Annotated in this window: 25 protein-coding genes; 16 read left to right on the forward strand and 9 right to left on the reverse strand. The window is 69.7% G+C overall.

The window, feature by feature from the left end:
- The first annotated feature begins 38 nt into the window (after positions 1 to 38).
- From SM754_RS01760 to SM754_RS01775, 4 genes are all read left to right on the forward strand, one after another.
- Positions 39 to 2,015, forward strand: coding sequence for a cation:proton antiporter domain-containing protein (locus SM754_RS01760; protein ID WP_323674498.1), 1,977 nt, complete (start codon positions 39 to 41; stop codon positions 2,013 to 2,015).
- Positions 2,016 to 2,163: 148 nt separating this feature from the next.
- Positions 2,164 to 2,514, forward strand: coding sequence for a hypothetical protein (locus SM754_RS01765; RefSeq protein WP_323674499.1), 351 nt, complete (start codon positions 2,164 to 2,166; stop codon positions 2,512 to 2,514).
- Between the two features lie 68 nt (positions 2,515 to 2,582).
- Entirely contained in the window at positions 2,583 to 3,818 is a 1,236-nt protein-coding gene (locus SM754_RS01770) for a PAS domain-containing response regulator (protein ID WP_323674500.1), read from the forward strand.
- Positions 3,819 to 3,876: 58 nt separating this feature from the next.
- Complete coding sequence (locus SM754_RS01775) at positions 3,877 to 4,164, forward strand: hypothetical protein (RefSeq protein WP_323674501.1); 288 nt, start codon at positions 3,877 to 3,879, stop codon at positions 4,162 to 4,164.
- A 20-nt stretch (positions 4,165 to 4,184) separates the two neighbouring features.
- Here the strand turns inward: SM754_RS01775 and SM754_RS01780 are convergent, their stop codons facing one another.
- The 5 genes from SM754_RS01780 to SM754_RS01800 form a co-directional block, all read right to left on the reverse strand.
- The gene (locus SM754_RS01780; protein WP_323674502.1) at positions 4,185 to 5,663 is read right to left on the reverse strand and encodes a carboxypeptidase M32; all 1,479 of its coding nucleotides are present in this window, start codon (positions 5,661 to 5,663) and stop codon (positions 4,185 to 4,187) included.
- Between the two features lie 98 nt (positions 5,664 to 5,761).
- Entirely contained in the window at positions 5,762 to 6,622 is an 861-nt protein-coding gene (locus SM754_RS01785; protein ID WP_323674503.1) for a phosphatase PAP2 family protein, read from the reverse strand.
- Positions 6,619 to 8,037, reverse strand: coding sequence for a YhjD/YihY/BrkB family envelope integrity protein (locus tag SM754_RS01790; protein ID WP_323675238.1), 1,419 nt, complete (start codon positions 8,035 to 8,037; stop codon positions 6,619 to 6,621). The genes SM754_RS01785 and SM754_RS01790 overlap by 4 nt, the downstream gene beginning before the upstream one ends.
- A gap of 105 nt (positions 8,038 to 8,142) precedes the next feature.
- Positions 8,143 to 9,261: a tRNA (guanine(26)-N(2))-dimethyltransferase gene (locus SM754_RS01795; protein WP_323674504.1), complete on the reverse strand. Its 1,119-nt coding sequence runs from the start codon at positions 9,259 to 9,261 to the stop codon at positions 8,143 to 8,145.
- A gap of 130 nt (positions 9,262 to 9,391) precedes the next feature.
- Positions 9,392 to 10,072, reverse strand: a complete 681-nt coding sequence (locus SM754_RS01800; RefSeq protein ID WP_323674505.1) for an MBL fold metallo-hydrolase — start codon at positions 10,070 to 10,072, stop codon at positions 9,392 to 9,394.
- Between the two features lie 103 nt (positions 10,073 to 10,175).
- Between SM754_RS01800 and SM754_RS01805 the strand changes: the two genes are divergently transcribed.
- From SM754_RS01805 to npdG, 5 genes are all read left to right on the forward strand, one after another.
- Positions 10,176 to 11,051, forward strand: coding sequence for a TIGR01548 family HAD-type hydrolase (locus SM754_RS01805; protein ID WP_323674506.1), 876 nt, complete (start codon positions 10,176 to 10,178; stop codon positions 11,049 to 11,051).
- A 59-nt stretch (positions 11,052 to 11,110) separates the two neighbouring features.
- Positions 11,111 to 11,545, forward strand: coding sequence for a hypothetical protein (locus tag SM754_RS01810; RefSeq protein ID WP_323674507.1), 435 nt, complete (start codon positions 11,111 to 11,113; stop codon positions 11,543 to 11,545).
- A gap of 78 nt (positions 11,546 to 11,623) precedes the next feature.
- Positions 11,624 to 12,082 carry a hypothetical protein gene (locus SM754_RS01815; RefSeq protein ID WP_323674508.1) on the forward strand — a complete coding sequence of 153 codons (459 nt, stop codon included), beginning with the start codon at positions 11,624 to 11,626 and terminating at the stop codon, positions 12,080 to 12,082.
- A gap of 17 nt (positions 12,083 to 12,099) precedes the next feature.
- A complete protein-coding gene (locus SM754_RS01820) occupies positions 12,100 to 12,360 on the forward strand; it encodes a hypothetical protein (protein ID WP_323674509.1) in 261 nt (86 codons plus the stop codon).
- 227 nt (positions 12,361 to 12,587) lie between these two features.
- Positions 12,588 to 13,256, forward strand: coding sequence for an NADPH-dependent F420 reductase (gene npdG, locus SM754_RS01825; RefSeq protein WP_323674510.1), 669 nt, complete (start codon positions 12,588 to 12,590; stop codon positions 13,254 to 13,256).
- A gap of 87 nt (positions 13,257 to 13,343) precedes the next feature.
- On the opposite strand, the gene SM754_RS01830 is transcribed toward npdG, so the two are convergent.
- On the reverse strand, positions 13,344 to 13,613 hold the full coding sequence (locus SM754_RS01830) for a thioredoxin family protein (RefSeq protein WP_323674511.1): 270 nt from the start codon (positions 13,611 to 13,613) through the stop codon (positions 13,344 to 13,346).
- Between the two features lie 185 nt (positions 13,614 to 13,798).
- On the opposite strand from SM754_RS01830, the gene SM754_RS01835 reads away from it, so the two are divergent.
- From SM754_RS01835 to SM754_RS01855, 5 genes are all read left to right on the forward strand, one after another.
- Entirely contained in the window at positions 13,799 to 13,960 is a 162-nt protein-coding gene (locus SM754_RS01835; RefSeq protein ID WP_323674512.1) for a preprotein translocase subunit Sec61beta, read from the forward strand.
- 97 nt (positions 13,961 to 14,057) lie between these two features.
- Positions 14,058 to 14,657: a pyridoxal 5'-phosphate synthase glutaminase subunit PdxT gene (gene pdxT / locus SM754_RS01840; protein WP_323674513.1), complete on the forward strand. Its 600-nt coding sequence runs from the start codon at positions 14,058 to 14,060 to the stop codon at positions 14,655 to 14,657.
- A 96-nt stretch (positions 14,658 to 14,753) separates the two neighbouring features.
- The gene (locus SM754_RS01845) at positions 14,754 to 15,203 is read left to right on the forward strand and encodes a bifunctional nuclease family protein (RefSeq protein ID WP_323674514.1); all 450 of its coding nucleotides are present in this window, start codon (positions 14,754 to 14,756) and stop codon (positions 15,201 to 15,203) included.
- 74 nt (positions 15,204 to 15,277) lie between these two features.
- Positions 15,278 to 15,553 carry a phosphoribosyl-ATP diphosphatase gene (gene hisE / locus SM754_RS01850; protein ID WP_323675239.1) on the forward strand — a complete coding sequence of 92 codons (276 nt, stop codon included), beginning with the start codon at positions 15,278 to 15,280 and terminating at the stop codon, positions 15,551 to 15,553.
- A 249-nt stretch (positions 15,554 to 15,802) separates the two neighbouring features.
- Entirely contained in the window at positions 15,803 to 16,768 is a 966-nt protein-coding gene (locus SM754_RS01855; protein ID WP_323674515.1) for an NOG1 family protein, read from the forward strand.
- Here SM754_RS01855 and SM754_RS01860 read toward each other — a convergent pair.
- Positions 16,753 to 18,204 (reverse strand): TIGR00341 family protein, encoded by a 1,452-nt coding sequence (locus tag SM754_RS01860; protein WP_323674516.1) that lies wholly within the window; start codon positions 18,202 to 18,204, stop codon positions 16,753 to 16,755. The two genes, SM754_RS01855 and SM754_RS01860, sit on opposite strands and share 16 nt — an antisense overlap.
- A 335-nt stretch (positions 18,205 to 18,539) precedes the next feature.
- Here SM754_RS01860 and engB point away from each other — a divergent pair, with 335 nt between their 5' ends.
- A complete protein-coding gene (gene engB / locus SM754_RS01865; RefSeq protein WP_323674517.1) occupies positions 18,540 to 19,157 on the forward strand; it encodes a GTP-binding protein EngB in 618 nt (205 codons plus the stop codon).
- Positions 19,158 to 19,259: 102 nt separating this feature from the next.
- On the opposite strand, the gene SM754_RS01870 is transcribed toward engB, so the two are convergent.
- Complete coding sequence (locus tag SM754_RS01870) at positions 19,260 to 19,844, reverse strand: GNAT family N-acetyltransferase (RefSeq protein WP_323674518.1); 585 nt, start codon at positions 19,842 to 19,844, stop codon at positions 19,260 to 19,262.
- Positions 19,845 to 20,212: 368 nt separating this feature from the next.
- Positions 20,213 to 21,664 (reverse strand): eIF2B alpha/beta/delta subunit family protein, encoded by a 1,452-nt coding sequence (locus SM754_RS01875; protein WP_323674519.1) that lies wholly within the window; start codon positions 21,662 to 21,664, stop codon positions 20,213 to 20,215.
- Positions 21,665 to 21,720: 56 nt separating this feature from the next.
- Here SM754_RS01875 and SM754_RS01880 point away from each other — a divergent pair, with 56 nt between their 5' ends.
- Positions 21,721 to 22,206 carry a YfcE family phosphodiesterase gene (locus SM754_RS01880; RefSeq protein ID WP_323674520.1) on the forward strand — a complete coding sequence of 162 codons (486 nt, stop codon included), beginning with the start codon at positions 21,721 to 21,723 and terminating at the stop codon, positions 22,204 to 22,206.
- The last annotated feature ends 77 nt before the right edge of the window (positions 22,207 to 22,283 follow it).

Below are 22,283 nucleotides of genomic sequence, written 5' to 3' on the forward strand. Positions count from 1 at the left end.
GACCCCTTTAAGAGGCCGGCGCTGTTTGTCGGCGATACATGCTCGGCTTCGAGATCGCGCCGGTGCTCGCCGCGGGCAGCGAGGGCGTGAACCTCCTGACCTTCGTCGCCATCATCGTCGCGCTCGGTGTCGGCGCGCAGGTGCTCGGCGCACGCTTTCGCGTCCCCAGCGTCCTGTTCCTCATCACGGCCGGCATCATCGTCGGGCCGTCCGTCCTCGGCATCATCACGCTCGAGACGTTCGGCGGCGCCGGCCCGCTCTCGACCATCGTCGGGCTCGCCGTCGCCATCATCGTCTTCGAGGGCGCGTTCCACCTGAAGATAGAGAAGTTACAGGAGGCCCCGACCGCGACGCTCCGACTGGTGACCGTCGGCGCCATCATCGCGTTCGTCGGGACCGGCGTCACCGTCCACTTCCTCCTCGACGTCTCCTGGCGCATCTCCTTCCTCATCGGCGCACTCCTGGTCGCGACCGGGCCGACCGTCATCACGCCGATCCTCGCCGTCGTCCCCGTCCGGGACCGCGTCGCCGCCGCGCTGGAGACCGAAGGTATCGTGAACGACGTCACCGCCGCTATCATGGCGGTCGTCATCTTCGAGACCCTGCGGCTCGACGACCCGACCGTCACCGACTACGTCCGCCTGTTCGCCGAACGCCTCGGCACGGGCGTGCTCGTCGGACTCATCGTCGCCGGCGCGCTCTACTACCTCATCCGATACGTCGACCTGTCGCCGGACAACGCACCGCAGAACGCGCGCCTGCTCACCATCGCGGGCGCCATCGTCGCGTTCGCCGCCGCGAACCAGATATTCACCGAAGCCGGCGTCGCCGCCGTCGCGACCGCCGGGCTCGTCCTCGGGAACCTCGACATCCCCTACGAGGAACAGATAGAGGAGTTCAAGGGCGACGTGACGCTGCTCGTCCTCTCGTTCGTCTTCATCGCGCTCGCCGCACTCCTCGACTTCGACCAGCTGCTCGCCCTCGGCTGGCAGGGGCTCGTGGTCGTCCTCGTCGTCGCGCTCGTCCTCCGGCCCCTGCTCGTGTTCGCCTCGACGACCGGCGACCGCCTGTCGTTCGGCGAACGCATGTTCGTGAGTCTCGTCGGGCCGCGCGGCATCATCCCGGCTTCGGTCGCGACGCTGTTCGCGCTCGAACTCGAGAACCTCGCCGAGGAAGCACGCACCGCCGCGGAGTCGGCGTCCGGTGCGGAGGCGCAGGCGCTCCTCGCGGAGGCGGACCTGCTCGCGCAGAGCTCCGAGGTGCTCGTCGGCACCGTCTTCCTCGTCATCCTCGTCACGGTCGTGTTCCAGGGCGGCCTCGCCAGGCAGATCGCGGAATACCTAGATGTGATACCAATGCGTGTACTCGTCGTCGGAGGCGGCAAGGTGGGTCGGACGCTCGCCGAACGCCTCGAAGACCGTGGAGAGAACGTCGTCCTCATCGAGAACGACGAACCAGTCATCGAGACCGCTCGCGACGCCGGGTTCACCGTGCACAGGGGTGACGGTACCAGCACGGACGTCCTGCGCGCTGCGGGCGCCGAGAACGCGAAGACCGTCGTCGCCGCGACCGGCGACGACGACGTGAACCTGCTCGTCGCCCAGCTCGCAGCGTCGAAGTTCGACGTTGAGAAGGTGCTCGCTCGCGCGAACAACCCGGACAACGTCGAGGCGTTCGAGGACCTGGGCGTCCGCACCATCTCCTCGACGATGGCGACCGCGTGGGCGCTCGACAACCAGATCGAGCGGCCGGCGCTCGCGAACTGGATGACGCACATCGGCGACAACGGCGACGTTCAGGAGGTCCAGATCACGAGCGAACGACTCGCCGGCCGTACCGTCCGCGAGATCGGGCCGGAACTCCCCGATGGCTGTCTCATCGCGCTCGTCGAACGCGACGGGAACACGGAAGTTCCGGGTGCGGACTTCACGCTCCAACGCGGCGACTCGATAACGCTCCTCGGGCGCCGCGAGGGCGTCCGCGAGGCGATGTCGGTCTGTAATCCCGACGAGTGACCGCGACCGAGTCCGGTCGAGCCGCCGGCCCGTCCGTTCGCGTCGCCGTCCCGCCCACTTCGGGGCGTGGAGGTGTCGGCGGACCGAACCGTACTTGGCGATGGACGGCCTACGATTCGGGCGTGAGTGCCCGCGTCGGGTGGTTGTCATGACGAATCCCTTCGACGAGTGGCGTCGCGACCTCGACGCAGCCGGCGAGCTGACGCCGGACGTCGTCGGTCGCATCGTGGACGTCCACGGCGACCGCGGGCAGCGAGCGATCGAAGCGGTCAGCGAGGGGCGGGTGAAGGAGTACCGGGACTTCGTCGTCGTCGTCGGCCATCGCGAGGAGTACGTCGTCGAGGGCGACGGCTGCACGTGCAAGGACGCGGAGTACAACCTCGACCCGGAGGACCCGACCGAGCGCTGCTGGCACGCGCTCGCCGCCGTCATCGCGGACGCCGTCGACGCGGCCGAGTACCACGACATGTGGTACTCCGAGGTCCGTGAATTCCTCTAAGCTGGCGTCAGGGACGACGATGCCCCTGGACAGAACACTTACACGGTTCGTCCGTCAATCACGGAGCGATGACCGTTGGGACCGAGCGCGATCGGGGTGACATCGTCCGGGTGTTGCACGCCGAGGACGACGCGCAACTCGGTGCGCTCGCCGGCGAGTTCCTGGAGCGCGCGGGCGAGCTGTCCGTGACGCACGTCGAGGACGCGGCGTGCGCGCTCGACCGGCTCGCTGCCGAGGAGTTCGAGTGCGTCGTCAGCGACTACGACATGCCGGGGATGACCGGGCTCGAGTTCCTCGACGCGGTCCGCGAGGAGTACCCGGACCTGCCGTTCATCCTCTTCACGGGGAAGGGAAGCGAGGAGGTGGCGAGCGACGCCATCTCGAAGGGCGTCACGGACTACCTCCAGAAGGAGACGGGAACCGAGCAGTACGCGGTGCTCGCGAACCGCATCGAGAACGCCGTCGACGGGTATCGCACCGAGCGGGAGCTGGAACGTCGCGTCGACCAGCTCCGCGAGAGCGAGCGGCGGTTCCGGACGCTCGTCTCGAACCTCCCCGGGATGGTGTACCGCTGCGCGAACGAGCGCGGGTGGCCGATGACGTTCGTGAGCGACGGCGCCGAGGAACTGACGGGGTACACGGCCGCGGAACTGAAGGCCGACGCCGTGAACTGGGAGCAGGACGTCATCGTCGAAGGCGAACGCGACGACATCTGGGAGACCGTGCAGGCGGCCGTGGACGCGCGCGAGCCGTTCCAGGTCGAGTACGAGATTCGGACGGCCGACGGCGAACGCAAGTGGGTGTGGGAACGCGGCCGTGGCGTGTTCGGGAACGGCGAGCTGCAGGCGCTCGAGGGCGTCATCACGGACGTGACCGAGGAACGCGAGCTCCGCGAGGAGCTGCGTCGCGAGCGCGACCTCACCCGGCAGCTCCTGGAGACGAGCCCGGTCGGTATCATGGTGAACGAGCTCGACGGAACGTACCGTCTCATCAACGACCGCGCGCTCGACATCCTCGGGACGACCCGCGAGGTGGCGCTGGACCGGACGTACGACGACGACGAGTGGGCGCTCCAGACGCCGGACGGCGAGCCGCTTCCGGCGGAGCGGACCGCGTTCGAGCGGCTCAGGTCGAAGGCGGTTGGGTCGAGTCCCGGCGACGACGTCCACGTCGAGGAGATCCTGCATTCGGTGGTGCGCGACGACGGGGAACGACTGACGGTGTCGGTCAACGGCGCACCGCTGTACGACGACGACGGCGACATGGAACTGCTCGTGTTCACGGTGACGGTCGTCGACGAGTAGGCCGTCGGGTGGCGTCGTCGCGTGGGGTTTTTGTCCGGGGGGCGTCTCGGGTCTCGGCGTGAACAGGTACCAGGTGCTCGGTGGGACGCTCGCGCTCGCGGCGGTCGCGAACCTCGTGCTCGCACTCGCGAACGTCCTCGACCCGGCGGGGTCGCTCGCGTTCGCGGCGTCGGAGGCGACGGCCGCGGTGATGCTCGCGGTGGTCGCGGTCCAGGTCGGGACCGGCCACGAGCACACCGACTGGGCGGCGTCGCCGTTCGGCGAGCACGGTCCGGAGATCGTCGCCGCCATCGTCGGTGCGAGCGGCCTGCTCCTGCTCGCGGTCGGCATCGACCGACTCCTGTAGGGCGGTCGCTCGCGACGACTCTAGATGTCGTAGAGGTCGGTGTACTTCTCGGTGACGTGGTCGAGGAAGTACTCGGCGGTGAGCGGTTCGCCCGTCGCCTCCTCGACGAGCTCCGGCGTCGTGTACCGGCGGCCGTGCGCGTGGACGTGCTCGGTGAGCCAGTCGTGGATAGGTTCGAGGTCGCCGTCGCGGACGAGCGCGTCGACGAGGAGGTCCTCTCGCATCGCGTGGTCGAGTTGCGCGGCGAGCACGCTCCCGACGGTGTAGTTCTGGAACCCGGCGAACCCGTAGCTCCAGTGGACGTCCTGCAGGCAGCCCTCGCGGTCGGTCTCGGGGACGACGCCGAGGTAGTCGTCCATCTTCTCGTTCCACACCTGCGGTATCTCGTCGACCGCGATCTCGCCGTCGACGAACGCGCGGTCGATCTCGGCGCGCAGGATGATGTGCATGTGGTACGTGAGTTCGTCCGCCTCGACGCGGATCAGGTTGTCCGGCCGGACCTTGTTCGCGGCCTCGTAGAGTTCGCGCGCGGAGACGCCGTCGTGGCGCGGGAAGTGCTCGACGAACAGGTCCCGGTTCGCGTCCCAGAACGCCTTCGTGCGACCGATGTGGTTCTCGTAGAACCGACTCTGGGACTCGTGAACGCCCGAGGACCGCGGTTCGCCCAGGGGGGTGGCGTACGCGTCGTCGCGCAGGCCGAGCTGGTAGGTCGCGTGTCCGAACTCGTGGACGGTCGCGGTGAGCGCGTCCAGGGGCTCGTCGTCGCTGTACCGCGTCGTGATGCGCGCGTCGAACTGCGTGCCGGACATGAACGGATGCGGGGCCTCGTCGAGCCGTCCCCGACTCCAGTCGTACCCGAGGAAGTCGAGGACGTCCCGCGACAGCGCTTCCTGAGCCTCTGGGTCGTACTCGCCGTCGAACGGCCACGCGACCGCGGCGTCGCTCTCGCGGATGGCGTCGATGAGCGGGACGAGGCCCTCGCGGAGCTCGTCGAACACGGTCTCGACGCGCTCCAAGGGGAGGTACGGTTCGCCGTCCTCGAACATGACCTCGTACGCGGACTTCCCGGGGTCGATGTGCGCGGCGCGCTCCCGATGCAGCTCCCTGAGTTCGACGAGCGAGGGCGCGAACGCCTCGAAGTCGTCGTCGCGTTTCGCGTCCTGCCACGTCTCCTGGGCCTCGCTCTGCAGTTGCGTCAGGTCGTCGACGAGGTCGCTCGGCACCTCGGCGTTGCGCTCGTAGTCGCGCCTGATCTCGCGGACGGTCGCCCGTTCGGCGTCGTCCAGGTCGCGCTCGTCGACCGCGTCGAGGAGGCGCCCGGTCTCGTCGTCCGTGAAGTGCTCGTGGCGGACCGCCGACAGCGCCGCGGACTGCTCGGCGCGCGCGGGCGCTCCGCCCTCGGGCATCGTCACCTGCTGGTCCCAGCTCAGTAGGGACGCGGCGTTCCCGAGGTTCGAGTACCGTCGATACCGGTCGAGGAGGTCGTCGTACGCGCTCATGCGGGAACCAGCGCCACGGACCGCCATCGTCGTTTGGGTAGCGGCACCACGCCGCGTGCTCGGCGAGCGGGGTCGCGCGACGAGGACACCGACCGCGCCTAGCGCTCCAGGTCGTCGAACGCCGGCACGGCGACGGCGGCGCCCGTCCCGACGACCGCGACGACGAACGCGAGCACCGGCGTATTCCCGAAGACGAACATCGGCGTCGCAGCGAGCGCGGTGATACCGACGGGGACGAGCCCGCGCTCCATGGTCGTCACGGACATCGCCCACGGTTCCTCGGGAACGTCGACGCTCAACCACATGAGGCCGACGCCGACGACCACGCCCGCCGCGGCGACCGCGGCGGTGGACCCGGGGACGACGGCGACCGACAGCAGGACGCCGACGGCCCCGACCGCGACCGCGCCCTTCGGCGCGTCGAGCCACCCGTCGGCGAACCGGGTGGCGCCGATGACGGCCGCGGCGAGCGCGATACCGCCCGCGACGTCCGCGAGGTGGTGCACGCCGAGGAACAGCCGCGACCCGCCGACGAGCGCGACGAGGACGGCCGCGACGCCGAGCCACCGCCGCCGGTTCTCTGCGTCCAGGGCCGCGCCACCGTACACCGCCGCCGCGATGGTGGTGTGCCCGCTCGGGAACCCGGACTCGTCCGTGTCGAGCAAACTCTGATATATCTGGTCGAACGGCGCGGGGACCGCGGAGACGGGAGCGCGTATCGACGCCGGCGGTCGCGGGAGCGCGAACGCGTGCTTGAGGGCGAGCATCGCCGCGAACGCGGTCGCCGCGATTATCGCGAGCCGCATCCCCGCGCGGCGCTCCCGGAACCAGTACCTGCCGAGGACGACCGCGAGCACGATGGGTGCCTCGGCGAGGGTCGTCGCGAGCAGGACGACGGGGAGCGCCCACGCCGGGACGAGTCCGGCGAGGAACTCCGCGACGCCGACGCCCCGACTCATGAGCGCCAGTCGCCGATGGCGTCCCGCAGCCGTCCCGGGACGCGGACGGCGTTCACGCCGAGCCCGACGAGGAGCATGAGCGCGTACAGCCCGAGCGTCGACAGCCAGATGACGATCATCGCGAATATCGCCCAGCCGTCCGTCAGGAACTCCGTGTAGAACGCGCCGAGCGTCATCACGGTCCCGTACAGGAGGACGAGGTACGGGCCCCAGCCGCGGGCCTTCCCGCGGCGGACGCGCCGGCGGACGTACCGCTTCAGGTCGCGCTCGATATCGTCCCGGTGGAGGGTCCGGTCGTCGACGTCGTCCTCGAACGCCTCGAGCTCCTGGCGGAGCTCCTCTATCTCCTCGCGTAACGCCTCGGGGTCCGGCTCGTCGCCTGACGTGCTCGACGCGGCGGCAGACGCGCCACCGTCCCCGCCGTCCTGCTGGTCGCCGGCCGCGTCGGCGTCCTCAACGCCGTCGCGTGGCTCGTCGGTGACACCGGTATCGACGTCGTCCTGTGGCTCGTCGGTCGTGCCGACGTCCCGAGAGTCGTCGCGGTCGTCGTCCCCCATTGCTGGTTCGGTGTGTCGCAAGCCCGCACTTTGAAGGTGCCGGTCGACGGCTGCGGCGTCGTCCGATCCGACCGCCGGAAGCGGTCTGTCCGCGAGCACCGCGTTGACCGTGGCGCCGACGAGGAGGAGCAGCGACCCGACGTACAGCCACGTGACGACGACGAGTGCGGCGCCGAGGACGCCCCACACGGCGAGGGTCTCCGCGTTCTCGGCGTACAACTGGAAGAGTCCGGAGAGGGTCGTCCAGCCGAGGGCCGCCAGCACCGCTCCGGGGACGGCCTCGCGAAACGTCATCTCGACCCCCGGGAACAGGTAGTAGAGCGGGTAGAACGCGGCGGCGAGCACGAACACCTCGATGACGAACCCGACCTCGTCGAGGAACGGCAGGTCGACGACCGTGAGCGCCGCGACGACGCCGACGCTCACGCCGATCGCGAGCGCGACCGCGCCGAACGCGACGACGCCGTCCACGACCGCTTCGAGGAAGCCGGGCGTCTCCTCGGTCCCGTAGACGATCGAGAACGCGGTGTCGAGCGCACGGAACACCTTCAGGGAACTCCACGCGAGCGCGACCACGCCGACGAGCGTCGCGCTCCCGCGGCCCGTGGTGGTCGTGAGCGTCGACAGGAGGACGTCCTGGCTCGCGGGCGTGAGGGTGGAACCGAGGAACTCGACGAGGTCGGTCGCGAGCGCGTCGCCGCCGACGACGCTCGCGACGACCGCGGTCAGGACGAAGAGCGGCACGATCGACGCGAACGCGTAGTACGCGATGGCGGCGGCGAGGAACGTGATCTGCTCGCTCTGGGCGAGCGAGACCGTCGCCCGCCCGACGTCGACGGTCCGACGGATGCGTGGCATCGAGAGCACGCGGTATCGTTCGACGACGACGGTAAAAAGGGTCCGCCCGACGTGACGGGGTCGCGGTGGTGCACGGCCGACGGCGCTACTGGCGGGGTCGAGCGGTCAGGGCCCGAGGTCGCTGGCGGCCGCTTCCATCGCGTCGATGCTCGCGGTGGTCTTGAACGTCGTCCCGCCGTAGTGCGCCGGCGAGGCGTCGTGCCCGGCGTCGCGGACGGCGTCCAGGAACGCGTCCATCGCGGGCGCGCCGACGCCCCACTGCTTGCAGAGGCGGTGCTGGTCGTAGTGACTCGGCTCGTCGAGTTCGCGTTCGAGCGTCGTACAGAGCTCGCGGGCGTCCTCGGCGGTCCCCATGTCGTCGGTGACGTGGTCGCGGACGCTCGCGGCGAACTCGCGGTCGACGTACGAGTCCAGCCAGAGCGGGCCCGCCGCCGAGATCCGGTTGCCCTCGCAGCGCGGGCACGTCTCCGGGGGGTGCGCGACGAGGCCGCGGTCGGCCTCCCGGTAGAGGCAGTCCTCGCAGTGATACAGGTGCCCCTGGGCGTCCTGCACGCTCGCGTTCGCGGCGGTCGCGGTGTGCGTGCAGTCCAGGTAGGTGCGGACGTAGTGACTGGTGGCGTGCGTGAAGATGGGGTCGACGCCGACGTCGAACCGGCCGGCGGTCCGCGCGAGCGCGCCCAGGAGGATGCGCAGCCCCATCTCGGCGTGGTAGTCCGTGTTCCGCGGCGTCGCGCTGTACGAGCGGACGCCGGAGTCGAAGTGCGCGCCGCACAGCGGCGCGGTGTCGGTCGCGGTGATGCAGACGAGGTCCCTGGTGTTCGCGAACGCCGCGTCCGCGAACGGCATCGGCGACCCGAACGGGTCGACGTCGACGACGTCGACGTACTCGTCCCACAGCAAGGCGTTCACGTCGCGTTCGACGACGCGCCCGTCCAGGTCGTTCCGGTCGAGGTTCGACTCGGCGAGCGCGACCGCGTCCGGGTCGACGTCCGCGCACGTCACGTCCCACCCCTGCGCCGCCGCCCGAGCGCCGCGGACGCCGGTCGCGGTCATCGCGTCCAGGTACGTCTCCGCGCGCTCCTCGCGCTCTCGGTACGCGGAAAGGGCCGCGACGGTGAGGTCGCGGTTCAGCTCCTGGACGGGATTGAAGAACACCGCGTCCGTCTTCCCCTCGCCCTCCTGTTCGGGCACCTCGACCGTCACCGCACCCTCCGTGACCTCCATACCGCGAGCGAGGCCGCGCTCGGGCAAAAGGACCGCGGAGTGAACTGGCCGCACGAGCATCCGCCGACCGCCAGGTCGGCGGTTCCGTTCTCGCAGACGACTACGCTCGCTGCCGCTCCCGTGTCGCTGCTCAGTCGAGTAACTCGGACAGTCGGTCGTGGGCGTCTTCGAGATGCGGGCCGTGGCCCGGGCAGACGTAGCGGACGTCGTCGATCCGGTCGCGGAGCGACCGGACGCTCTCCGTGACCTGGCCGCGGTCGTAGCTCTGGAATCGCCCGGACGCGCGCAGCGACTCGCCGAGCCCGTACGCGAGGTCGCCGAGGAACACCGCCGACCGAGCGTCGTGGACGTAGGCGAGGTGACCGGGCGTGTGCCCGGGCGTGTGATGCACCCGGAACCCGCCGACTGTGTCGCCGTCTTCCAACGCGCGGATCGGGAGGTCCGGGAGCATGAGTCGCCGGTAGTAGAGTCGGTGGAGGGCTTCGATCACGGAACGTCCCGTCCACGGCGGTAGTCGCTCCCCGGCGACGTACGGCGCCTCCAGCCGGTGGACGTAGACGGGCGCGTCGAGTTCCGGGGTCAGCCTCGAGAGCGAGCCGACGTGGTCGGCGTCGAAGTGCGTCAGGAGGACGCGGTCGACGTCCGCGAGTTCGAAGCCCGCGTCGCGAACCCCCGCCCGCACCGTGTCGGCGTCGCCGGGCCAGCCGGCGTCGACGAGCGTCACGTCACCGTCGTCGACGACGTACGGGTTCGGCTGGTCTAGCGTCCGACAGTCGATCTGCCAGACGCCCTCGCGTATCTGGAGTGGCACGACTGGCGGGTGCGTCGTGACCGCCGTTAAGTGCGTCCATCAGGGGGTCGCGCGCTCGCCCAGAGTCGGGACGCTCTTTGCCTCGCCCCGCGTCGTCCCGCGCATGAACGTGGACGCGGTCGTGCTGGACGTGGACGGCGTGCTGGTGGACGTCGCGGACTCGTACCGGCGCGCCATCGTCGAGAGCATCGAGACGGTGTACGGGCGCACCATCCGGAAGGACGACATCCAGCGGTTCAAGGACGCCGGCGGGTTCAACAACGACTGGGAGCTGACGGACGCCGCCGCCCTGTTCGTGCTCGCGAAGGGCGAAGGCCTCGACCTGTCGATGGACGAGTACACGGACCGCATCGCGGGCGAGGGCGGTGGCGTCGACGCCGCCGAGCGCGTCGTGCGCGCGGAACTGGGCGGGAACGCGACCGAGCGCGTGCGCCGCGAGTGGGACCGCGAGCGCCTCCGCGAGGTCTTCCAGCAGCTGTACCTCGGCGCGGACCTCTACCGCGGCATCGAGGACGCCGAACCCGACCCCGATATCGCGGGCGAGGGGTTCATCCACGACGAACCCGTCCTCGCGTCGCGGGCGACGATCGACGACCTGACGCGGCGGTTCGACGTCGGCGTCGTCACCGGCCGCCCCGCCGCCGAGGCCGGCATCGCGCTCGACCGCGTCGGCCTCGACCTCTCCCCCGAGCACCGGTTCACGATGGACGACTGGGAGGAGGGGAAGCCCCATCCGTACGCGCTCACGACGCTCGCCGAGCGCTTCGCCGCCGACTCTGTCGCGTTCGTCGGCGACACGCTCGACGACGTCGAGACCGCCGTGAACGCCGCCGAGACCGACCCGACCCGCGACTACTACGGTATCGGCGTCCTCACGGGCGGCCTCACCGGCGACTCGGGCCGCGAGAAGTACGAGCGCGCGGGGGCGAGCGCCGTCCTCGACTCCATCGAGGACCTCCCCGCGTTCCTCGAGGACTGACGCGCTGGAAGCGTCACTCTCGGACAAGGTTTACGCCACAGTGGCCGCGAGTGATGCGTATGTCCCCCACCTCGTCCGTCGCGCCCGTCCCTCGCGTCGACCGCGTCCTCGGCGCGCTCGTCACGTTCGTCGCCGGCGCCGTCCTCGGGTTCGTCCTCGGCATCCTCCTCGCACCGGACCCGACCTCGCTCGTCGTCCCGCTCGCTAGCGCGCTCGCCGGCGCCGTCCTGACCGGCGTCCTCGTGGTCGCCGGCGGCTACGACCGGCTCCTGATACCGGTCGAAGGCCGACGCTGGACGGTCGAACTCGCCGCAGCACTCGTGCTCGTCGTCGCCGCCCTCTGGATCGCGGAGACCGCCGACGTCGCGAGCGACCTCCTCGTCCTCGCGCTCGTCGCGTGCTCGCTCCTCGGCACGCGCTGGCTCGGCGACGCCGTCGCCGACGCCCGCGACTGGTACGACCGCGACGCCTACTACCGGGAGGGAGACAGCTGAGCACGACCGGTGGTCGTCAGCCTCAACGCTACCGCCGAGACGGGAAGATTGATAACTCGCGCTCGGGCGAGTCCTCGTGTGCAGTCGTCCGACGCCGCCCCGGTGCCACCCGTCGACCGCGCACTGGGGGCTGCGCTCACGTTCTTCGCGACCAGCGTCCTCGCCACGGTCGCCGTCACGACGCTCGCGACCGACCCCACCGCCGCGACCGACGTCGACCCGCTCCTCCCGGGCGCGACCGTCGGCGCCGTCGCCACCCTCGTGCTCGTCCTCGGCGACGGCTACGCGCTCCTCCTCGTCCCCGTCGAAGGCCGACGATGGACGTTAGAGCTCGCCGTCGCCGCCATCGCCGTCCTCGCGGCGGACGCGCTCGTCGACCTCGCCCCGACGCTGACCGTCGTCTGGGTCGCCCTCGCGGCCGCCGTCGCGTACTACGGGACCGTCCACGTCGGCGAGCGCGCGGTCGACGCGTACGACTGGTACGACCGCGACGCGTACGCCTGGCACCGTTCCGCTGCCGACGGCGACGCGGAGTGACTCTCGGTCGCTAGAACTTGAGCGGCGGGCGCGCGACCCGCGACTGGAGCTGGCGGAACTGGCTGTTCGCGGCGTCCAGTTCCTCCGAGAGCGCCGCGACCGCGCTTCGCGGCGTGCTCGTCGGTGACGTCCGCGATGAACACGGACACGCCGTCGTCGCCCGGCATCCGGTAGTCGGTGACGATGCAATCGACGTCGTCCTCGAGCGCGTCGATGGCGTCGTCGACGCTTGTCGTCGTCTCGACGTGCAGCACCCGTACGGCCGGGTTTCGAGGTGATTCCATGACGAACGTACACCACCGACCAGCCTAAACCAGTACTTTAGGTGTCATCTACCGGGAGGTAGTGGCCGGGTACCGGCAGCTGCCGACATCGTCGGTCGGGTCGACGCACCGGCAGCCGCGAACGACACCCCGACAGCTGCGAACGCGACGCCGGCCGGACGCCAGCGGACGAGACGACCGTGTTCCAAACGCTTAATCGCACGCCACACGCAGGGGGACTCATGCGAATCGCACTACTCGGCGGTACCGGCGACATCGGGCAAGGGCTCGCGCTCCGCTGGGCGTACCACACCGACCACGAGGTCCTCATCGGCTCCAGGGACCCCGAGAAGGCGCGAACGAAGGCCGAAGAGTACGAGACCGAACTCGACTCGCGCGGCCGCGACGTCACCGTGAACGGCTTCGAGAACGCGATGGCCGCCGACCGCGCGGACGTCGTCGTCCTCGCCGTCCCACCGTATCACGTCGGCGACACCGTCGACGCCGTCGCCGACAAGCTCGACGAGGAGACGGTCCTCGTCTCACCGGCGGTCGGCATGAAGGGCGACGAGGACGGGATGCACTATCACGCGCCGAGCGCGGGGAGCGTCACCGCGCTCGCGGCGCGCGCCGCCCCCGACGACGTCCCCGTCGTCGGCGCGTTCCACAACCTCAGCGCGGACCGGCTCGCGAACCTCGACGTCGACCTCGACCTGGACACGCTCCTCGTCGGCGACGACCCGGACGCGAAGGACACCGTCACCCAGCTCGCCGCCGCTATCGACGGCCTCCGGCCGCTCGACGCCGGCCCCATCGCGAACGCGAGCGAGGTCGAATCGGTGACGCCGCTCGTCATCAACATCGCCCGCCACAACGACGGCATGCACGACGTCGGCGTGAAGTTCCAGTAGCGCCCCGTCGCGACCGTTCCGGCGACGAACGACTCGACGCCGTCGCTCGCCGAACGCGAAGAACGGAAGGAGTCCGTGCCGAGTCGTTCAGGCGCCCGCCTGCTCGAGCGCGTCCTCGAGGTCATCGCGCTGCGTGACGCCGACGAACCGCTCGACGATACCGTCGTCGTTCTCGACGACGAGCGTCGGGAGCGACCGGACCTGATACTCGTTCGCGACGTCCTGCTCCTCGTCGACGTTGACCTTCTCGACCTGGAAGCGCCCCTCCCAGTCCTCCTCGAGTTCCTCCAGGATGGGGTCCTGGGTCTTGCAGGGGCCACACCAATCGGCGTAGAAGTCCTTGAGCGTAACCGTCATGCTGTCTATACGACCTTGCCCACCGGACCGGTTAAGGGTTTGGTTGACGGGTGCTTCCACCGTCCAGGCGACCGCGGATACCGGCTCGGAAGGCCCACTCGTTGCCGCCTCGCGGTCGAACGCGACGCGACCGCGCCCATCCACGGGTCGAAAGGTTTAGTGGGTCCCGCCGCCGAGGAACGTCCATGAGCAGTGGTCAGAACTCCGGCGGCCTGATGTCCAGTGCGGGTCTCGTCCGGTACTTCGACGCCGAGGACCGTAACGCAATCCGCATCGACCCACGCACCGTCGTCGCCGTCGGCGCGCTCTTCGGCGTCTTCGTCCTCGTCCTGTCGGCCGCACTCTGACGCGCCCGCCGGCCGCACTCCGACGCGCCCGCCTGCCGTCGAGGCCGTCGACGACGGATGCCGTCCGTTTTTGTTCTCACGTCGCCTAGCGCCGACCATGACACTGACTGCGGGCGTCGTCGCCGTTCAGGGCGACGTCTCCGAGCACGCCGACGCCATCCGCCGCGCGGGTCGTGCGCACGACGAGGACGTGGTCGTCCACGAGATCAGACAGTCCGGGACCGTCCCGGACTGCGACGTCCTCCTCCTCCCCGGTGGCGAGTCGACCGCCATCTCGCGGCTCCTGCACGACGAGGGTATCGCGCCGGAGATAATCGCGCACGTCGACGCCGGGAAGCCCCTGCTGGCGACGTGCGCGGGCCTCATCGTCGCGTCGCGGGACGCGAAGGACGACCGCGTCGACGTGCTCGACGTGCTCGACGTGTCCGTCGACCGGAACGCGTTCGGCCGCCAGAAGGACTCCTTCGAGGCGCCGCTCTCGGTCGCGGGGCTCGACGACCCGTTCCCGGCGGTGTTCATCCGCGCACCCGTCATCGACGCGGTCGGCGACGACGTCGAGGTGCTCGCGTCCTGGGACGACGACCCCGTCGCGGTCCGGCAGGGCGCGGTCGTCGGCACGAGCTTCCACCCCGAGCTGACGACGGACTCGCGGGTCCACGACCTCGCGTTCTTCGACTCGGTCGCGGTCGACGCCTGAGCTCGAGCACGCCCTCGCGGTATCGAACGCGGCGACGAGGCGGGACGCCAACGCGGAGTAGGTGTGTTTTTCCCGCTGGCGGGCTTCGAGACGGGTATGCATGCGACGATCGATTCGGTTCGCGTGGCGGCGACCCACGACGGGCCGGCACCAGTGGTCCTTCTCGCGGTCGACGACCGGGAGGACGTCGTCCCCATCTTCGTCGGCGGTGAGGAGGCGCTCGCCATCGTCCGCGGGATGGATGCGGCGGATATCGGGCGACCGCTCACGCACGACCTCCTGCTCGACGTGATGGAGGAACTCGGCGGGCGCGTCGAGAAGGTCGTCGTCAGTCGCGTGGAGGACAAGACGTACATCGCGGACCTCCACGTGGCGACGCCCCGCGGCGAGACGGTGGTGGACGCGCGGCCGAGCGACTGCCTGGCGCTGGCTGCGCGCACGAACGTCCCCATCGAGATGACCGAGGCCGTCTTCGAGAGCGGCCGGAGCGACCCGGCGGAGTTCGACGAGTTCGACGACGTCCGCGAGGTGACCGAGCACCCGTGACCGACCCCGAGCACGACGCGAGCGACACAACTGAAGCACTCGAAGCGGGTGGGGACGCGGAGTCCGCGGACGAGATCATCGAGGACCTGTTCGCGGTCATCGAGGACCGCAAGCGCGAGCTCCCGGAGGGCTCGTACACGGCGTCGTTGTTCACGCACGAGAAGGGCGAGAACGCGGTCCTTGAGAAGCTGGGCGAGGAGACGACGGAGCTCGTGCTCGCCGCGAAGGACGACGACCACGACGAGATGGCGCACGAGAGCGCGGACATCGTCTACCACCTCCTCGTACTGCTCGCGATGAAGGACGTTCCCCTGGAGGCGCTCCGCGACGAGCTGGCATCGCGCCGGTAGTCCCCGGATTCGTTTCCAACAGAAACGGCCACTGGGCCCCTCCGACCCGTCGCTCGGCGTTCGAAAAGACTCACCAACCACACCTTGGTACGTGAGGACATCACATACGCGGGTCTCGACGAGACATCCTCCGCGCGACCGACACCGATCACGCACCAGCGTGACGTGACCGAGACCAACCACGCCTCGGCGTGACACGCCCACGCCCCGATAGACGCGCTTTTACGTCGCAGTCGTGTACGATTGCACATGATTTTCGAGAACCTCCCCACGACGCCACGGTCGGAGGAACTCATCGACAAAGCGTTCTCGCGGGCGGCGCGCTCCGGACGCGCGAAGTCCGGGCTGGAAGCCCAGCAGTCGATGCTGACGACCGCGTCGAACATCCTCTCGGACAACCTCGAGAACGTCGTCACCGCGTGGCCGGACTTCTCCACGATCGACCCGTTCTACTACGAGCTCGCCGACGCCATCGTGGACGTCGACGCGGTCCGCCAGAGCCTCAACGAGGTGACGTGGGCGAGCCGGAAGACCGCGGAAATCCGCGACGAGTACCAGTCGAAACTCCGGAAGACCGACACCGATACGGCGCGCAAACACCGGAAGCAAGCGTTCGCGCGGATGGCGGACGTCGTCGAGGAGATCGAGGACGACCTCCTGCGGGTCGGCGAGGCACGCGACGACCTGAAGACGCTCCCGGACATCGACCCCGACGAACCCGCCATCGTCGTCGCCGGCTACCCGAACGTCGGGAAGTCCTCGTTCGTGAACGAGGTCACGGCCGCCCGCGGCGAGACCGCGAGCTACCCGTTCACGACGAAAGGCATCGGCGTCGGGCACTTCAAACGCGGTCACCTCCGCTACCAGATCGTCGACACGCCCGGATTGCTCGACCGCCCGGAGGAGGAACGCAACGACATCGAAGCGCAGGCCGTGTCGGCACTCACGCACCTCGCCGACTGCGTGCTGTTCGTCGTCGACGCGAGCGGTGACTGCGGGTACCCGCTCGACTCACAGCTCGAACTGCTCCGCGAGGTCGAGTCGCGCTTCGACGACGTCCCCGTCCTCACGATCTGCAACAAGAGCGACCGGTCCACGGACGTGGACGCGGACGCGTACATGAGCATCACCGAGGACGAGAACGTCGACGCGGTTCTGGACATGGCGGTGGACGTAATCGACTACGAGCCCGGCATCCCCTACGAGGAGAACTGACGCGACGACCGAGCCAATCCGACTCGTGTCGAGGACTGTCCCGTGCGGTCGTGTTCTCGCTGTCGATACCGTTCGTCACTCGTCGGTGTCGACGACGGTGACGGTGACGTCGCCGGGGTCGAACTCAGGCTGGGCGCGTGCTGGGTCTCGACGAACCGAACCTCGACGTCGACGCCGTTCTCGTCCCCGGCGATCGCCTCGCGGACGGCGGCGGCCAGCCCCGGATGAGCCGTGTCCGGTGGGACCGACACCGTCACCACGACGCGTTCGGGCATCGGGTCCAGTGGTCGCTCCCAGAGCCGATCGGTGTGCACCGACTCTAGCTCGACGAGCGCGACGTCGTCGTACGCGGCGCCGTCGAGAACGCTGTCGAGGTCCTCGCGGACGTCCTGCTCTGCGATCGCGGTCGCGTACGTGACGTACGTCGTCCCGCCGAGGAACACCGACAGGACGACGATTGCGCCGACGAGCACGCCGATGCGGGACAGCGTCGCCGACCGCGCCTGATCGCGGCGCAGCCAGTTGTCCGGCCGGTACCCCGAGTACCACAGCGTCGTCATCGCGGCGAGATTTATCGAGAGGACGTTCACGCCGACGAGGACGCTCGAGCCGAGCACGACCACGGGAAGCCCCCACGCGATACCGATGCCGATGACGGCCGTCGGTGGGACGAGCGCCACGGCGATCATCACGCCGACGAGGCTCGCGGACACCCCCGACCGCAGTGAGACCGCGCCCGCGATACCCGCACCGAGCGCGACCGCGAGCGACAGGAACCCGGGGGTCAGCCGCGAGGAGACCTGCTCGATCGTCGTCGGGTCGAGACCGGGCGGAACGAGGTTCACGGTCTTCACGAACCACGCGAACGCCGCCGCGGCCGCGATCGCGGTCGCGAACCCGAGCACCTGGAGTTTCAGTCCGCGACCGAACAAGGCGTCGTCGTCGATGACGCTCCCGACCGCGGTCGCCATCGCCGGTCCGATGAGCGGCGCTATCACCATCGACCCGACGACGACCGCCGGCGAGTCCAAGAGGATGCCCGCGGTCGCGATGACGACGCTCACGACCGTCATCAGGACGTACGTCGAGAACTGGGGCGCGAGCTCTTGGGCCTGTGTCGCGAGCTCCTCGCGCGCGATTCGGTCTCCGGTCGTGTCCTCGTCGGCCTCGTACGTCGCCTCGAGTGCCTCGAACTTCTTCGACAGCACCGTCTTGGCGTCGACGACGACGGTGTAGGATTCGCGCTCCAGGCCGGCGTCGCGGAGCGAGTCGAGGACGGGTTCGACGGCGGACGTCGGGAGCGGGAACGACACGACCGCGGTGTACTCGCGCCCGCTGGTCTCGTCGGTGACGGCGTAATCGATGCCCTCGTCGTCCAGCACGCCGAGGACCGTCTCGCGTTTCCCGGCCGGCACCATCACTTGCACGAGTCGCACGAGTCACGCGACGCGACCCGCGGAGAAATATGTCGGGGATACTCGACGGAGTCGGTCACCGCCGTCGGTTCCGTCCCTCGTCGTTCGACGAGTGCCGTCTCACGGCTGACCTCGCGCTGGGGCTGGGTCACGCCGACGGCTGGGCGTCGTGGCGAGCAGGTGGCACGGTCCGCGCCCCGGTGCTGTGCCACGCTCCCGCCTCGGGCGACCGGGGTCGACTCACGGCACGCCCCGATGGTGGCCGCGGCCTCTCGCTTGAACCCTCGTCCGCCGCCCCCGGCTTCCGGTCGGACGGAACGAGACATGCTTTTCCCCGTCGGTCGGGTACGAGTGGTATGTTCGAGACGCGTCCCGACCGTTCGGACGAGGTCGTCCTCGTCGGCCGGTCGAACGTCGGGAAGTCAACGCTGATGCGGGAGATAACGGGGCACACGTTCGATACCGGCCAGAAGCCGGGGGTGACCCGGGAGCCGAATCACTACGATTGGGCGGGCGACGACTTCGTCCTCACCGACCTCCCCGGGTTCGGGTTCATGTCCGGCGTCCACGAGGACCACCGCGAGCAGATCAAGGACGACATCGTGCACTACCTCGAAGCGTACGCCGACAACTTCCTCGTCGCGGTCATCGTCGTCGACGGAAAGAGCGTCGTCGACATCATCGACCGCCACAGCGGCGAGGACGAGATCCCCTACGTCGTCGAGATGTTCTACGTGCTCGAGGACCTCGGCGTGCCGACGGTCGTCGCCGTGAACAAGATGGACAAGGTCGACGACGAGGAGGAACGCCTGAACGACCTCTGCGACCGCCTCGGGCTGTTCCCGCCGTGGCAGCAGTGGCAGGACACGGTCGCGCCCATCACCGCCAAACGCGGACAGATCCAGTCGTTGAACGACGCCGTCCGCACGCACCTCCACGAGGCGAAGCGCGACGACCTCTTCAAGTTCTTCTGAGAACCGGAAGCGGACGGGGTCGCGGACCGCCGATCCGTTCACGGCGTCGACCCGCGAGAGCCTCGCCGTGACGGCTGCGACGAAAACGAGACGACGTGGCGGTCACGAGTGGCTTGCTTGAGTCATACTCGAACCGGTCTGTTCGTCGGTGTCGTCGCCCGGAAGGAGTGACTTCTCCAGCACGCGTGCGTCGAGCGTCGCGGTGACGCCGTTCCCCGTCGTCTCGAACGACGCGGAGTCCGTGACCGCGTAGTCGTGGTGCTCGTAGAACCCGACCGCGTTCAGCGAGGACGCGACCGTGAGGGCGTCGACGCCCTCGTCGCTGGCACGCGATTCGAGGTGCGAGAGGAGCGCGGACCCGACGCCCTCGCCGGCGTACGTCGGACTGACGTAGACCGCTTCGACCTCGCCCGTGGCGACGTCGACGTGCCCGAATCCGGCGACGTCGCCCTCGCCACCGCCAGGCGAGCGCTCGACGCGCGGCGCGCGTGTCACGTCCGGGTCCGTCACCGCGACGACGAACGCGGCGTCCGCGTCCGCGAGGTCGTAGTCGCAGCGACAGCGGTCGCCCGCCCACGCCTTCGCCGTCGCTTCGTCGTACGCCTCGGCGCCGAGTTCGCGCGCCGACCGCCGATGCAGGTTCGCGACCGCGCCACGGTCCAGGTCCGTCATGCGTCGTACGTACATACCCACACGAACGACACCCGTACAAGAACCAGCGGCGGTCCTACAGGTCGCGACTGTCACACCTGTCACACCGTTCGAAACCACACGACGAGAGCGCCGTCGCTCGCGGTCGATTGGAATGGCGGCTCGGATGAAAATCCCTCGTCAGACGGGGCTCGGTGGGGGTAACGCTTCGTCACTGCCGCCATCGACACGTTCACCCGGCCGCGTCTTCCCCGTTTCGACTCACACCCGCGTCCACCGAGCGCCCGGCACCGCGGATTCAAGTCGGATACCGCGGCGACGAACGACGTGCGCTGACGCTCGCCGCGCGACGGCCTCGCGAAACCCGACGACGTCCCGTCGCGCGACCGCCCGCGAACCGACCGCTACCGTCGGCTCGCTCCCGACGCGTCGTCGTTGTCAGCCCTCCCGCCAGCTCCGGTTCCGCCGTCGCTGTCGGCCCTGCCGCTAGCTCCGGTTCCGTCGTCGCTGTCGGCCCTGCCGCTAGCTCCGGTTCCGTCGTCGCTGTCGGCCCTGCCGCTAGCTCCGGTTCCGCCGTCGAGCTCACCGTCGACGTCTTCGCGCCACGCCGCGAGCGTCGCGAACTCGTCCGCGATCTCGCGCACGTCGCTCGGGTCCAACTCGCCGCGTTCGGTGACGACCGCGTCCACGAGATGCGCGGGCGTCACGTCGAACGTCGGGTTCGTCACGTCGACCGGTGCGTCACCGTCGTAGACCGCGGACCGCCGCCCGGTTTCGAGGTTCACGGTATCGTCCGCCCGTACCTTGTCCGTCGCGCACGCCACGAAGAACGGGACCTCCTCGTGCGCCGCCGCGACCGCCGCCAGCCGCGTCCCGGTCTTGTTCACGACGCGCCCGTCCGCGAGCACCGCGTCCGCGCCGACGAGCACGCAGTCCACGTCCTCGGTCGCGAGCACGTGCCCGATCGCCGCGTCCGTGTGCAGCGTCGTCGGGGCGTCAGCCAGCAGTCGCTCCACGACGTCGACGCCCTCGTTGCCCGGGCGGGACTCCGCGACGAACACCTCGGTCGGGTTCGCGTCCTGGAGCGCGCGAAGGACGGTTCCGGAGCGCGAGAGCGTCAGGACCGACCGGTCGCCGACGAGCGAAGCGGCCCGTCCGGCGGCGTCGACGTCGACGCGGACCGCGCGGTTGATGCCGTCCATCGCCGCCGTCTCCAGGCTCGCCGCATCCGCGTCCGCGGTCGCCATCGCGCGGTTCACGCGGTTCTCGACGACCGCCATGCTCGGACGCGCTCGCTGCAACCGCCGCGCCAGGTCGCCGACCTCGTCCACGGCCGCGTCCGGCGACGCATCCTCGGCACGCAGGACGCCCGCTCGGTCGCGTAGCACTTCCAGTGCGCGAACCGACAGCGTCGCCGCGCCGTGCTCGTCGTCGGCCGTGACCGACCGTACCGACGGCGCGACGCGGTCGTACGCCGACCACAACTTGGGAACGCACTCGCGGCGCAGCATCTCGGTCGCGTGCACCCACTCGCAGGCGTCGTGCTCCTCGCTCACGGTGACGTCGCGGTCGTCGACGTCGAACAGGTACGGGTGCACGACCCAGTGCGTGCCGAGGTCGTCGTCGTGAACGTCCACGGTCGACCCGGCGCGCACCAGGTCGACCGCGTCGGTCTCGAACCCGGCTTCCTCCTCGAGTTCGACGAGCACCTGCGCGTCCGGGTCGCCCTCGGCGTACCCCGAGACGGCGCCCCAGCGGCCCGTGTACGTCCCGACGTGTTCGCTCCGTCGACACAACAGGACGTACCCGTCGTGCCGGACGAACGCGGTGACGACGTGGGTCTCCTCGTCGGTCATACGCGCCCGTTCGACCGCCCGGGGGAACTTAGTTCCGACTCGCCGTAGGTCCGGGTATGCGACTCGTCGTCTTCGGCGATACGCACGTGCCGTCTCGCGCGAGCAGCATCCCGGAGTGGGTCACGGACCTCGTTCGCGACGCCGACCACGTCGTCCACACGGGCGATTTCGACGCGGAGTCGTCGTATCGTGCCGTCCGCGAGCTCGCGCCCGACGCGACCGTGGTCGCGGGGAACATGGACCCCGCGGGGTTGGACCTCCCGGACGTCGAGACGTTCGAACTCGCGGACGTCCGGTTCGTTGTCACGCACGGGACCGGCCCGGTCGAGTCCTACCGCGAGCGCGTTCGCGACGTCGGCCGGGAGCACGACGCGGACGTCGTCCTCTCGGGGCACACGCACGAGGTCCTCGACGAGACCGTCGACGGTATCCGACTCCTCAACCCGGGGAGTGCGACCGGAGCGGCGCCGGCGACGCGGACGACGTGCTACGAGCTCGACGTCGTGGACGGGACGGTGGACGCGACGCTCCGGGAGGCGTGAGCGTCGACTCCGGCCGGCGTCGTCGCGGGCGGCCAGCGCGTCCGGTACCGGTTGGTCTTTGAGGGCGGCTCCCGGAC

Origin of the sequence: Halorubellus amylolyticus, from assembly GCF_034808145.1 — an archaeon.
Classification (GTDB): Archaea; Halobacteriota; Halobacteria; order Halobacteriales; family Natrialbaceae; genus Halorubellus.